Raw genomic sequence first — 13036 nt, 5'->3', positions numbered from 1 at the left:
ATGAATATCGGGGGTGCGGGCGGGTGAAACGGCATCTTGTGCCAAGGCTGTGCTGTGACGGGTTTTCGACGATCTTGAGCTGTGCCTGATGGGGTGTTTGGGCTGCAATCCATCGTGCTGTCAGGGGGCGTCAGGACAGAAGAAATACATTGCCAATGGGTGTAATATGGCATGAATAGCTTGGCGCTGACCGCTAGCTTCAATGCGTTCGACCATGAAGGTCAGGCCATTCATTGATGGCGCGAGGGAGCAAACATCATGACGCAGATCGAGATGGGTGCCGCATATCGTATGGATAGCGATCCGCTGGGCGAAGTGCGCGTGCCGGTGGACAGCCTTTATGGCGCGCAGGCCGAACGCGCGCGCCTCAATTTCCCGCTGACCGGCGCGACGATTGCCGCCATGCCCGAATTATTGGTGGCGCTGGCACAGGTGAAAAAAGCGGCGGCCTTGGTCAATCAGGAGATTGGCGATCTGCCGCAGGACAAGGCCGAGGTTATTATCCGCGCCTGTGACGAGATCATCGCAGGCCAGCATCGCGAGCAGTTTATTGTTGATGTGTGTCAGGGCGGCGCTGGCACCTCGACCAATATGAATGCCAATGAAGTGATTGCGAACCGGGCGTTGCAGTTGATGGGCTTAGCCCCGGGGATGCGCGAGGTGATCCACCCGAACGATCATGTCAATCGCAACCAATCGACCAATGATGCCTATGCGACGGCGGTGCGTTTGTCGGTGATTGCGGTGAATGAACGGCTGATATTGGCGTTGGGCCGGCTGGCCGATGCGATGGATGAGCGGGCCGATGCGTTTCGCGATATTCGCAAGCTGGGCCGCACCCAGATGCAAGATGCTGTGCCGATGACCTTGGGGGAAGAATTCGGCGCCTTTGCCACCACGCTGCGTGAGGATGCACAACGGGCACAGGAAATCGCGCGGTTGTTTCTTGAGGTCAATCTGGGCGGGACGGCGATTGGCACGGGCGTTGCGGCGCTTGAGGATTATCGCCTGAAAATTTGCGATAGGCTGGCCGATGTCACCGGGTTGAAGGTCGAACGCGCCGCCAATCTGATCGAGGCGACATGGGATATGGGGGCGTTTGTCCTCTATAGCGGCATGTTGAAGCGGGTGGCGAGCAAGCTCTCGAAAATCGCCAATGACCTGCGTTTGTTATCCAGCGGGCCAAGCGGCGGGATCGGCGAGATTGCCTTGCCGCGCCGCCAGCCCGGTTCCTCGATCATGCCGGGCAAGGTAAACCCTGTGATCCCGGAGGCGATCAACGGCATCGCCTTTCGCGTCTTCGGCCTTGATCTGACCGTGACCTTTGCCGCCGAGGCCGGGCAATTGCAGTTGAACGCGTTCGAGCCGATCATTTGCTGGTCGATCCATGAGGCCGCGCAATTATTGGTGCATGGCATGGATATGCTGGTCGATCATTGCGTGACCGGGATTGAGGCGCTGGAGCCGCGTTGCCATGCCAATCTGATGCACAGCACGGCCTTGGCCACCGAATTGGTGCCGTTGATCGGCTATGCCCGCGCGGCTCGCGTTGCCGCCGATGCCCAGCAGCGCGGCGATCTTCTGGCTGCGGTGCGGGCGCTGGAGCCTGAATTCGAGGACTTCATTCAGCAACAAATAACACTCACAGATGATGGGACAGACTTGTGACTTCAGAGACTATTACCCCAGACGCCCCGGTTGCCGATATGTTGGCGACCACCACATCCTGCCCGTCGTTCATCGATTTGCGCGCGTTATTTGCGGGTGTGCGGCATAATGCATCGGCGGAGCCTTATTTGGGCAACCGCACGATCTTGTCGTTGCGCGGCGGGCCGGTGGAAGTCGGCAGCATTTGCCTGCCGGCCGGACGCGGCAAGGTCGATCAGGTGGCGGGCGATGAATTTGTGATCGTGGCCGATGGCGCGGTGACATTTACCCGTGATGGCCAGACGGTCGAACTGACCGAGGGACAGTGCTGCGTCTTTACCGATGGGGTCGGTTTCCGCTGGTCGGCGCGGGAAGAAGCCAGACTGATTTATATGCGCTATGTGAACGGAACTGGTGCGGAGGCACGACTGGTGCCGGTTGATGTGCAGGCGAACCTTGCCCCGTCGGGTGCGCCGCTGGCCGAATTGCTGGTCGGGCCGACGCCGCAATGCCGTAATCACACCGATTATCTGTCGGCGGATGGCGAGTTCATGGCGGGCGTGTGGGATTCCACCCCCTATCATCGCCGTGCCATGCCATACCGCCATTTCGAGCTGATGTATCTGTTGCAGGGCAGCGTGACCTTTGTCGATGAGCTGGGGCGCGAAGGGACATTCAGCAAGGGCGATATCTTCCTGATCGAACAGCATGCCCAATGCAGCTGGGAAAGCCGGGAAGACGTGGCAAAAGTCTATGCGATTTACCGCCCGGCGGCATGAGGTGGTATTTTCGGCGAATATGTCAGAAATGTGAACATACGCTGTAACGCGGGGTGAAATGGAATTTTATGCCATGGCGGCACGAAATTCGGAATTTCACCCTTGATGGCCGGCATAACCTGACAAGCAGAACCTATCCGTTTCGGATTTGATTTTTGGAGGGCTTTATGAAGACGTTCCACTGTGTACTGACTTCTGTTCTTGGCGCTGGCATGCTGGCCTCTGCAATGCCTGCCGATGCCCATGGCATCTGGTTTGCCCAGCGCGCCCGCCAGCTTGCTCTTGTCTATGGCGTTGGGGCCGATGACCTTGATGCGGCCAAGCGCGTGCCGTTGATCAATGCGGTCGAAGGGTTTGATGCAGCATGGGCGCCGGTCAAAGCGTCGTTCCGGATCGCCGGGCCGATCCCGTTGGTTGATAGCGATGAACCACTGGCCGCCATTGCCGCTGCGATGGATTATGGCATGTGGAGCAAATCCCCCGATGGTGAATGGCATAATAAGGGCAAGGATGAAGTCCCCGGCGCGATTGTGGCCGAGCGCACGATGAAATTCGCGGTGCATGTGGCGGACCTCGCCAATGCACAGGTGCCGGTGATCGCCAGCCAGACCTTGCAATTGGTGCCGGTCGATAAAGCGTTGCCGGTGGAAATGGGCAAGCCTGTTAAGCTGCGCGTGCTGTTCAAGGGTAAGCCGATTGCAGGCGCGGTGGTCATCAATGATTTCGTCAACGACCCCGATCAGGCCGGGCAGAAATCAGCGGCGGATGGCAGCGTCACCCTCACGGTGCGCAATCAGGGCCTGAATGTGTTGGCGGCGACCTATGTCGGGCCGACCGATGCCCCGACCAAATATGACCGGATCGAATATAAGGCGACCTTGTCGTTCGTTCTGCCGCATTTGCCGGAATGATCGATAATATCACGCTGCTGGAGGAGTTTAAGCGATGAAATTTACACATTATATGGGTACTTTGGGCGCGGCGTTGATGCTTTCGGCGATGGCCGCACCAGTTGCAATGGCGCATGGCAGCATGAAGCCGCAACATCATGGCAAGGTCCAGATGTCGGGCGAAACGGTGGTCGAACTGGTCGCGACGGCCAAGGGCGTGGATGTCTATATCACCGAGGAAGATGAACCGTTGGTGGCGGCCGGTTACACGGCCAAGCTGACGATCACGGCAGCGGGCCAGAAAAAGGAAGTACCGCTTGTCGCCATGGCCGGTAATCGGCTGACGGCGGTGGGCGCGAAGATCCCGGCGGGGGCCAAGACGGTCGTGGCCCTGACCAACAAGGCCAGCGGCGATCGCATCTTCGTCGTATTTCCCGGCAAATGACGTTAGCGCCACGCCTTGACATGCACGGGGTGGGCGCTCGGCTCATTCGCACATGGCCTTGGCTGTGGCCGATATTGGCGGTTGCCCTGATCCTGCTGGGCGCGGTCCCGGATGCGTTGGCCCATGGGGTCAGCGAAAACGACCGCGCCTTTATCGAGGGCGCGGCAGGCGTCAACATCATCCCCTATATGTACCTGGGGGCCAAGCACATGATCACCGGCTATGATCATCTGCTGTTCCTGTTCGGGGTAATCTTCTTCCTCTACCGGTTGAAAGATGTGGCGACCTATGTGACGCTATTTGCCGTGGGTCACAGCACGACATTGTTGCTGGGTGTCTTGCTCGACATCAGGGCCGATGCCTATTTGATCGATGCGATTATCGGGCTTTCCGTGGTGTATAAGGCGTTCGATAATCTCGGCGGGTTCAAGTCCTTGTTAGGATTTACCCCCAATCAAAAGGCGGCGGTGCTGGTCTTTGGTTTTTTCCACGGCTTTGGTCTGGCGACCAAATTGCGCGACCTGTCCTTATCGCCCGATGGTTTGCTGCCCAATTTGATCAGCTTCAACATCGGGGTGGAGATGGGCCAGATGATGGCGCTGACGATGATCTTGTTGTTGATGAGCCTGTGGCGGATGTCGGATAGTTTCCGGCGTAACGCGATCCTTGCCAATGCCGCGTTGATGGCGGCTGGTTTTGTCCTGATCGGTTATCAATTGGCTGGTTATTTCCAGCAGGGAGCATGAACATGACAACCCAGATGGAAACCCTGCATATTGCGCCTGCCAGCCTGGTCAAGGCATGCTTGGGCGCGCTGGCGGCGGCAGGGGTGATCCTCACATTATTTGTGCTGCCTGCTGAAACCGGTTTCGATCTCACCGGCGTTGGCGCAAGATTGGGCCTTACGGATATGGCGGCATCGGGCGAGGAGGCCCCGGCGGCTGCCGATAAGGCAGTGGCTGGTGCAGTGAATGTCGCCAGCATCGGCAAGGCGGACATTATCCGCGCTACGCCCTATCGCACCGATGAAAAAGTGATCGCGCTCTCCCCGCATGAGGGGATCGAGATCAAGGCCCATATGGCCAAGGGCGACACCATCTCCTTTCGCTGGGACGCCAAGGGCGGGCCGGTGAAAATGGATATGCATGGCGAAGCGCCGCAGCCGGTGGAAGGCGAGTTCACGACCTATTGGAAGGAACTCGACCTGACCGAGGCGCAGGGCGTGTTCACCGCGTCATTCGATGGCCGTCATGGCTGGTATTGGCGCAACAAGGGGGATGTGCCTGTCACGATCACCCTCAAGACCTCAGGATTTTACAAGGATCTCTTCCAACCGGAAGAATGATGCCGCTGCACCCAGAAAAGGGGGAGAGATAATATGGTGACCAAAATGGACCCGAATGCCGCCTTTGGCGCAGGGTTGAGGGCAGAAACGCCCGCAATGGCGACGAGCAGACGCCTCATTTCAATTGATGCGCTGCGCGGCCTTGTCATGCTGTTCATGCTGGTCGACCATGTGCGTGAAACATGGTTTCTCCATCTACAGGTGTCCGATCCGGTCGATGCGACGACGGTGATGCCGTCCTTGTTCTTCACCCGGTTGCTCTCCACCTTTTGCGCCCCGACCTTCGTGGCACTGACCGGCCTTTCGGCATGGTTATATGGACAGTCGCACAGCAAGGCCGAGGTCTCGTCCTTTCTGGTGAAACGCGGGCTTTTCCTGATGTTCCTTGAGGTGACGTTCGTCGGCATCGCATGGTCGGGCAAATTGATCCCACAGACTTTCTGGTTGCAGGTGATCTGGACGATCGGGGTCAGCATGATCGCGCTCGCAGCGTTGCTCCACCTCCCACGTTGGGCGCAGCTTGTGGTCGGTCTTGTGATCGTGTGCGGACATAATCTGCTTGATGGCATCGTGCTGACGCCTGCGGATGCCTATTATGTGCCTTGGGCGATGATCCATCAGCGCGCGGTAATCGAACTTGGCGGCGGGATGATCGCCAAGACGACCTATCCGGTATTGCCGTGGATCGGGGTGATCTTGCTTGGCTATTATGCCGGGCCGCTTTTTGCGAAGGGTAGCGATGCGGCGTTGCGGCGCAAGCGGTTGATGCAATTGGGGTTGGGGATGCTGATCGGTTTCGTGGTGATCCGCTTGTCCAATGTCTATGGCGACAAGCCTTGGTTCTTTGGCGAGGACGGGCTGCGCACCGTGATGAGCTTCTTGTCCTTGACCAAATATCCGCCGTCCTTGTTGTTCTTGTTGTCGACGGTCGGGGTGGGTGCGTTGTTGCTCGCTTTGTTCGAGAAATATGAACAGCATCGCGCGATGCCGATGCTCGCGCTGCTCGGTGGCGCGCCGATGTTCTATTATCTCTTGCACCTTTATGTGCTGAAGATCCTCTATCTGATCGCACTCCAGATCTTCGGCCCGACCAAGGGGACCGTCTATGGGGTAGATCATATCTGGATTGTATGGGCGTGGGTCGCGGTGTTGATTGTGCCGCTCTATCTCCCAACCCGTTGGTTTGCGCAGCTTAAGCAGCGTCGCAAGGACATTGTCTGGCTGAAATATATGTGAAGGGGGCCGCTGTCGCCAATCTCGTGTATGAAGGCGGGATTGGCGGCGGCGGAATTTTCCACCCGTGTCACATAGATTTCACAATTATGTGCCGCCAGCGGTGTTGCGTTTGAGGTATTATTTCACTCGTCTCCCATAGCTTGGTTCCACTGACAAAGCGTCTGTAGGGTTATGTAAAAGAGCGGCAGGCAGATAAAAACACAGATGCCCCGCTTTCGTGGTTTGCAATAAAATAACATAAAAACAATGTGATAATTTCGCAGGGAAACGCCACTTTTACTTCGGGGAATGTAACATGAGCAATATTTCAATTTTCCGCCTTTCGCTCGCCGCTGGCGTAGCCGCCTGTGCGATGACGTCGGCATCCTATGCTGCCGAACCCGCTGCCAAGGAAGATGGCGAAATCGTCGTTATCGCGATCAAGCAGCAATATCGCGGCGATGTTGATATCAAGGAACTGCCGCAGTCTGTTTCGGTCATGTCGAATGAATTGCTGAGCAATGCCGGGATTACCCAGCTCGATGCTGCGCTTGATCTGGCGAGCGGCGTCAACCGTCAGAACAATTTCGGCGGCATCTGGGATTCTTTCGCGGTGCGCGGCTTTGCCGGTGATGAAAACCTGCCAAGCGGCGTGCTGGTCAACGGCTTTAATGCCGGTCGTGGTTTCGGCGGTCCGCGCGATGCGTCGAATATCGAGCGTATCGAAGTGCTGAAGGGGCCGAATTCGGCGCTGTTCGGTCGCGGTGAACCGGGTGGTACGGTGAATGTCGTCACCAAAAAGCCGCTGTTCGAAACCAAGGGCAGCGTGACATTGTCTGGTGGCAGCTATGAATATAAGCGCGCCGAGGGTGATTTCACCACGCCGATCAATGACTCGATCGCGGTGCGTATCAATGGCGCTTTCCAGGATGCTGGTTCTTTCCGCGATATCGCCGATACGACCCGCGTCACTGTCACGCCGTCCATTCTGGTGAAGCTGTCGCCCGACACCATTGTGTCGTATGAAATGGAATATATTGATCTGAAAACGCCGTTTGACCGTGGTGTGATTTCGATCAATGGCGAGCTTGGCGTTGTGCCGCGTTCGCGCTTCTTTGGCGAACCGGGCGATGGCCGCAACCATATCACGGCGCTTGGCCATCAGTTGCAGGTGCAGCAGAATCTCGGCAGCGGCTGGAATGCCTTGGTCGGTATCGGCTATCGCGATACGTCGTTCAGCGGCTTTTCAAGCGATGCCGAAATCACGCCGTCGCGTCAGGCGCTCTATCTGGGTGGCTCGAACCTGTCGCGTCAGCGTCGCTATCGCGATTATGACACCAAGAATTTTGTCGCTCGCTCAGAAATCAGCGGCAAATTCTATACCGGCGAAATCAAGCACCATCTGTTGTTCGGTGCCGATTACGACTCGTTGGAAATCGATCAGATCCAGCTGCGTTTCCGCCCAAGCTCGCGGGCATCGCAGACCTCGATCACAGGTAACTGGCTCAACGTTTTCGATCCGGTCTATGGCCAGTTGAAGACGCCGGGCGCGTTCCGCGACAATCTTGAAAAGCAAAAAGGCTGGGGTGCATATTTTCAGGATCAGATCGACCTGACGGATGCGTTCAAGCTGCGTCTGGGTGGTCGTTATGATGAATTCCGTCCGGAATTGATCTTCCGTTCGGGCGATTTCAACTATGCGGCTCGCACCACGGGCAAGGCCAAATATACCAAGTTCAGCCCGCAGGCTGGCGTGGTGTATGAATTCAGCGACATGTTCTCGCTTTATGCCAGCTATGGCAAAGGCTTCCGTCCGAACTCCGGCACGGACGTGAACAGCAAGGCGTTTGAACCGGAAACCACCCGTTCTTATGAAATCGGCGCGAAGTTCACGACCCCGGATGAAAAGCTGAGCGGCACGATCGCCTTGTTCGACATCAAGAAGAGCAATGTGTTGACCGCCGATCCGAACAACGCCGGTTTCTCGCTGGCGCTGGGTAGCGCGACGAGCAAGGGCGTCGAGTTCGACCTGAACGGCGAATTACCGGGTGGCGTCCGTCTGTGGTTGTCTTATGCCTATCTCGATGCTGCGTCCGGCGTCGATGCAGGCGATGCCAACGGCTTCGGCTTCTCGATCAAGAAGGGTGACCCGCTGCTGAACATTCCGAAGCACACGGGTAATATCCTGCTGACCAAGGAATTCGACATCGGCAATGACAAGCTGATGATTGGCGGCGGGGTGAACTATGTCAGCAAGCGTCTGGGCGAAACCGGGGTGCAGAGCTTCCAGCTCCCGGATTACACCTTGGTCAAGCTGATCTCGTCCTACACGTTCACCGAAAATTTCAAGATTTCGGCTGAAGTGAACAACCTGTTCAACACCACTTATTATCCAAGCTCTTATGCGCGCCTGTGGGTGACGCCGGGTACGCCACGGACGGTAGTGGTGCGTGGTACGGTGTCGTTCTGATATCGCACAAATGTTTGTAAATATGTAAAATTGGCCGCTGGCGGGGATCTCCGCCGGCGGCCTTTTTTATAACAGTTCTTATTTGTGATGGCCCGCAATGTGGATGTGCTGCATCCTTGGCCCTTTCGTGTCTGGAGACAGGTTTCATGTCCAAAGCCGCCATGTTCCGCTGGCATCAATATGCGGGGTTGATCATCGCCCTTTTCTTGCTGATTCAAGGCATGACGGGCGCGGTGTTGAGTTGGCGGACGGAACTTGCGCGCCTCATAGATCCGCATGCCATGGTGCGCCAGTCACCGTTGAAGACGGGAGCCGTGCCCTTCAGTTGGATCGTTGATGGGGCGCAAATGAGCGATATGCTGGTGCGCAGGGTCTATGCGCCGGATCGACCTGATGGCGTGTATCTGGTGGAATTGGCCGATGGGGAGGGCGGGGCGCGTTATGCCACGGTCGATCCGGGCGATGGGCGGGTGTTGCGGCGCGGCGGATTGGACTCATTCCCGATCGAGGCGGCGATGCAACTCCATTATCGCATGATGTTGGGGCCGATCGGGACTGCGCTGATTTTCATCAATGGCTGTGCATTATTGTGGATGTTGTTCACCGGTCTTGGCTATTTTTGGCCGAAAAAAGGGCGATGGGCGAAAAGCCTTGCGGTCAAATGGCGTCAGCCAAACCGGCTGGTGTTGCGGCAATTGCATCGCAGCGTCGCGGTGGTGGTGGCGGTGCCGCTGATTGTGATCAGCGGCACCGGCTTGTTGCTGGCGGGGCCGGAGGTGTGGGAAGCCGGAGCCAAGCCGCCAGTGGTGACGCCCGCCCCCTTGGGGCGTCTGGATGCGGCGTTGGCGCACGCGCAATCGGCCTTTCCCGGCCAGCAGATTCGCGATGTGCGCCTGAGCGATGCCCGGATTCGCGTCAATTTCTTCGCGCCTGCGCATGGCCCGCGATCCGTGCATCAAGTGACGGTCGATCTGGCGGATATGAGTCTTAGTAACATTGTGGCGGCGGAAAATAATCCGGCTTTGTGGATGAAAATATTGCCGATCCATAGCGGCGAGATCGCGGGCCAGACGGGGCGGATCTTGTTTACTTTGGTTGCGCTCCTGCTCGCGGCGCTCGCGATGACGGGGCCGTTGATGTGGTGGCAGCGCAAACGGGCGGGGAGGCCCAAAGCATGACAATTCTCTATAAATCAGACCCGGTGCGCGGCGAAAAATGGCGGCATATTTTCATGCAGGATGCGCCGGACATCGATTATCGGATGTGGCCGGAAGACATCGACCCGGCGGCGGTGAAATATCTGGCCGCATGGGCGCCGGGGCCTGAAATTTTCGCCGAACTGCCCCAATTGGAGGTGCTGTTTTCAATTGGGGCGGGGATTGATCAATTCGATCAATCTGCGATCCCGCCCCATGTATCGATTGTGCGGATGATCGAACCCGGCATTGCGGAAGGGATGGTCGAATATGCGACTTTCGCCACGCTCGCTTTGCACCGTCATATGATCGATTATCGCGAGGCGCAGCGTGCGCGGCATTGGCAGGCGATCCCGTTGGTCGCGGCGGCGGATCGGCGGATCGGGGTGATGGGGCTGGGCCAATTGGGGATGAAGGTGATCGAACGGCTCCAGACGTTCGGCTTTCCGATTTCCGCATGGAGCCGTTCGCCGCATGATGTGCCGGGGGTTGCGACTTTTCATGGGGAAGCGGGGTTGCAGCCGTTTTTTAATGGGGTCGATGTGCTGATTTGCCTTGTCCCGCTGACGGCGGAGACGCGCGGGATTTTGTGTCGCGCGACATTTGAGCAATTGCCGCAAGGGGCCGGGATCATCAATGTCGGGCGCGGCGGGCATCTGGTGGAGCATGATCTGCTGTACATGTTGGATAATGGGCATCTTTCCGGGGCGGTTTTGGATGTGTTCGAACCGGAGCCACTGCCTGCTGAACACCCATTCTGGTCGCATCCGCGCATCATGATGACGCCCCATATTGCCAGCATGACCCGCGCAGATAGCGGCGCACGGGCGATTATTGCCAATATCCGTCGCCATCGCGATGGGGTGCCGATGGAGGGGCTGGTCGATCGTGATCGGGGCTATTGAAACGGGGCCAAACACGCCGCATAAAATTCCATGCCGAATGGCGCATGCAAAAGATACAAATCTGCGCTGACCTGCTTGGCAATCGGGCACATGTTCCGGGATCGACATGCGCTAATAGATCGATCGCAAGAGCTGGCAAGGCTGCTCCGCTCCAATAGACGGGAAGAATTAAAATGAGCTTTTTCCGACCGAAATACATCACCTTTGATTGCTATGGCACGCTGATCCGTTTCCACATGTCGGACATGGCGCGCGAATTTTATGGCGACCGTTTGTCGCCAGCGCAGATGGATGCGTTCTGCAAGGATTTCTCGTCCTATCGCTTCGATGAGGTGCTGGGCAATTGGAAGCCGTATCGCGACGTCATCGGCAATGCGCTGGCCCGGACCTGCAAGAAATATGGGCTGGAATATCTCGAATCTCAGGGCGAGGCGATTTACAACGCCGTGCCGACCTGGGGGCCGCATGAAGATGTCCCGGCTGGCCTTGCCAAGACGGCCAAGGAAATTCCGTTGGTCATTTTGTCCAACGCGATGAACTGCCAGATCCATGATAATGTCGCCCTGCTTGGCGCGCCTTTTCATGCCGTCTACACCGCCGAAAGCGCACAGGCATATAAGCCGCGTTTGCAGGCGTTCGAATATATGATCGATCAGCTTGGTTGCGACCCGAAGGACATCATGCATGTCTCGTCGAGCTTCCGTTACGATCAGAATTCGGCGACCGACCTCCGCATCGGTACGCGCGTTTTTGTGGGTCGTGGTCATGAACCGTCCAACCCATTTTATCGCGATGTCGAAATTCCGCACATCGGTTGTCTGCCCGCGTTGGTGGGTCTCTGATCGTCATGACGCATCAGATCGGCCTTCAGTCATTTTGGCTGGCATCGGCACCGCCCTTTACGGGCGGGGCCGAGGGGCCGGTGGAAGGCAAGGCCGATGTCGCCATTATCGGTGGCGGCTATACCGGCATGTCGGCGGCGATTGCGCTCGCCAAGCGCGGCGCATCCGTCGTCGTGCTGGAGGCGGGCGAGGTCGCAAGCGAGGCATCGGGGCGCAATGGCGGCCAGTGCAACGCCGGAACCGCCCATGATTATGGCGCATTGTCCGATGCCTTGGGCCGCGACCGGGCAATGGCTTATTATCGCGCCCATGTCGATGCGGTGGACAGTGTGGAGCGCTTGACCCTTGAAGAGGGCATCGACTGCGCGTTCAATCGCTGTGGGCGGTTGAAGCTGGCGGCGAAGCCCGCGCATTATGAAAAATTCGCCCGCGCCTATGAACGGCTGGTGGCGGAGGTTGATCCACATGTCAGCCTGATTTCGCCGGAACGCATTGGCGATGAAATCGGGTCCGATAAGTTTTTCGGTGGCTTGCTGCAAAAGACCAGCGCGCAACTGCATAGCGGTCGGCTCGGCATCGGTCTGGCGGCGGCGGCGGCCCGCAAGGGCGCACGTATTTTTGAACAGGCTTTGGTCACCGATGTGGCGCGTCAAAGCGATGGGCAATGGTTGGTGACGACTCCGCGCGGCGCGGTGGTGGCAAAACAGGTGTTGATCGCGACCGGCGGCGCGCCCTTTGCCGGGCCGTTTAACTGGTTTCGGCGGCGGATTGTGACGGTTGGCAGCTTTGTGGTGGCGACCGCGCCTTTGCCTGCACCCGTGCTGGCGCAATTATTTCCGCATCGCCGCAATTATGTCACCAGCAAGAATATCGGCAATTATTTCCGCCTGACGGATGATCATCGCCTGATTTTCGGCGGACGCGCGCGTTTTGCGATGTCGAATGATAAATCCGATGTGAAGGGCGGCCATATCTTGCAAAAGACGATGACCGATCTTTTCCCGGCGCTGGCCGATGTGAAGATCGATCATGTCTGGGGCGGCAATGTCGATCTGACTGCCGACCGTCTGCCCCGGGCGGGCGAGCATGACGGGCTGTTTTACGCCATGGGCTATAGCGGCCATGGTGTGCAGATGTCGGTCCATATGGGCGAAAAAATGGCCGCCGTGATGGATGGTCATCCAGACGCCAATCCGTGGCGCGACCTAGATTGGCCCAGCGTGCCGGGTCATTTCGGCAAGCCGTGGTTCCTGCCTTTTGTCGGGCTTTATTATCGCTTTCAGGATATTATTCACTGATGGA

12 protein-coding genes are annotated in these 13036 nt (G+C 57.6%); all 12 read left to right on the top strand.

Features of this window, described 5'->3' with window-relative positions:
* Positions 1–258: 258 nt before the first annotated feature.
* The 12 genes from K6117_RS02485 to K6117_RS02430 all read left to right on the top strand — a co-directional run bounded on the left by K6117_RS02485 (position 259) and on the right by K6117_RS02430 (position 13032).
* Positions 259–1668 carry an aspartate ammonia-lyase gene (locus K6117_RS02485; RefSeq protein WP_221792164.1) on the top strand — a complete coding sequence of 470 codons (1410 nt, stop codon included), beginning with the start codon at positions 259–261 and terminating at the stop codon, positions 1666–1668.
* A complete protein-coding gene (locus tag K6117_RS02480; RefSeq protein ID WP_343211729.1) occupies positions 1665–2426 on the top strand; it encodes a cupin domain-containing protein in 762 nt (253 codons plus the stop codon). The genes K6117_RS02485 and K6117_RS02480 overlap by 4 nt, the downstream gene beginning before the upstream one ends.
* A gap of 167 nt (positions 2427–2593) precedes the next feature.
* The gene (locus tag K6117_RS02475) at positions 2594–3337 is read left to right on the top strand and encodes a DUF4198 domain-containing protein (protein ID WP_221792163.1); all 744 of its coding nucleotides are present in this window, start codon (positions 2594–2596) and stop codon (positions 3335–3337) included.
* A gap of 34 nt (positions 3338–3371) precedes the next feature.
* Positions 3372–3761, top strand: a complete 390-nt coding sequence (locus tag K6117_RS02470; RefSeq protein WP_246604770.1) for a hypothetical protein — start codon at positions 3372–3374, stop codon at positions 3759–3761.
* Complete coding sequence (locus tag K6117_RS02465) at positions 3758–4507, top strand: HupE/UreJ family protein (protein ID WP_246604769.1); 750 nt, start codon at positions 3758–3760, stop codon at positions 4505–4507. The genes K6117_RS02470 and K6117_RS02465 overlap by 4 nt, the downstream gene beginning before the upstream one ends.
* Before the next feature lie 2 nt (positions 4508–4509).
* Positions 4510–5106, top strand: a complete 597-nt coding sequence (locus K6117_RS02460) for a hypothetical protein (RefSeq protein WP_246604768.1) — start codon at positions 4510–4512, stop codon at positions 5104–5106.
* A 33-nt stretch (positions 5107–5139) separates the two neighbouring features.
* Positions 5140–6342 (top strand): acetyltransferase domain-containing protein, encoded by a 1203-nt coding sequence (locus K6117_RS02455; protein WP_425514676.1) that lies wholly within the window; start codon positions 5140–5142, stop codon positions 6340–6342.
* Positions 6343–6637: 295 nt separating this feature from the next.
* The gene (locus K6117_RS02450; RefSeq protein ID WP_221792161.1) at positions 6638–8791 is read left to right on the top strand and encodes a TonB-dependent siderophore receptor; all 2154 of its coding nucleotides are present in this window, start codon (positions 6638–6640) and stop codon (positions 8789–8791) included.
* Between the two features lie 146 nt (positions 8792–8937).
* Positions 8938–9969, top strand: coding sequence for a PepSY-associated TM helix domain-containing protein (locus tag K6117_RS02445; RefSeq protein ID WP_221792160.1), 1032 nt, complete (start codon positions 8938–8940; stop codon positions 9967–9969).
* The gene (locus tag K6117_RS02440; protein ID WP_221792159.1) at positions 9966–10892 is read left to right on the top strand and encodes a 2-hydroxyacid dehydrogenase; all 927 of its coding nucleotides are present in this window, start codon (positions 9966–9968) and stop codon (positions 10890–10892) included. The genes K6117_RS02445 and K6117_RS02440 overlap by 4 nt, the downstream gene beginning before the upstream one ends.
* Positions 10893–11065: 173 nt before the next feature.
* A complete protein-coding gene (locus K6117_RS02435) occupies positions 11066–11734 on the top strand; it encodes a haloacid dehalogenase type II (protein WP_221792158.1) in 669 nt (222 codons plus the stop codon).
* Positions 11735–11739: 5 nt separating this feature from the next.
* Positions 11740–13032, top strand: coding sequence for an NAD(P)/FAD-dependent oxidoreductase (locus K6117_RS02430; RefSeq protein ID WP_221792157.1), 1293 nt, complete (start codon positions 11740–11742; stop codon positions 13030–13032).
* The last annotated feature ends 4 nt before the right edge of the window (positions 13033–13036 follow it).

Source organism: Alteraquisediminimonas sediminicola, assembly GCF_019740335.1.
GTDB classification, from domain to species: Bacteria; Pseudomonadota; Alphaproteobacteria; order Sphingomonadales; family Sphingomonadaceae; genus Alteraquisediminimonas; species Alteraquisediminimonas sediminicola.
This window is presented reverse-complemented; position numbering and strand designations above follow the sequence as displayed.

Coding starts and splice junctions, on each gene's coding strand:
- K6117_RS02485 (WP_221792164.1), top strand. CDS start 259: ATGACGCAGATCGAGATGGGTGCCGCATATCGTATGGATAGCGATCCG.
- K6117_RS02475 (WP_221792163.1), top strand. CDS start 2,594: ATGAAGACGTTCCACTGTGTACTGACTTCTGTTCTTGGCGCTGGCATG.
- K6117_RS02470 (WP_246604770.1), top strand. CDS start 3,372: ATGAAATTTACACATTATATGGGTACTTTGGGCGCGGCGTTGATGCTT.
- K6117_RS02465 (WP_246604769.1), top strand. CDS start 3,758: ATGACGTTAGCGCCACGCCTTGACATGCACGGGGTGGGCGCTCGGCTC.
- K6117_RS02460 (WP_246604768.1), top strand. CDS start 4,510: ATGACAACCCAGATGGAAACCCTGCATATTGCGCCTGCCAGCCTGGTC.
- K6117_RS02455 (WP_425514676.1), top strand. CDS start 5,140: ATGGTGACCAAAATGGACCCGAATGCCGCCTTTGGCGCAGGGTTGAGG.
- K6117_RS02450 (WP_221792161.1), top strand. CDS start 6,638: ATGAGCAATATTTCAATTTTCCGCCTTTCGCTCGCCGCTGGCGTAGCC.
- K6117_RS02445 (WP_221792160.1), top strand. CDS start 8,938: ATGTCCAAAGCCGCCATGTTCCGCTGGCATCAATATGCGGGGTTGATC.
- K6117_RS02440 (WP_221792159.1), top strand. CDS start 9,966: ATGACAATTCTCTATAAATCAGACCCGGTGCGCGGCGAAAAATGGCGG.
- K6117_RS02435 (WP_221792158.1), top strand. CDS start 11,066: ATGAGCTTTTTCCGACCGAAATACATCACCTTTGATTGCTATGGCACG.
- K6117_RS02430 (WP_221792157.1), top strand. CDS start 11,740: ATGACGCATCAGATCGGCCTTCAGTCATTTTGGCTGGCATCGGCACCG.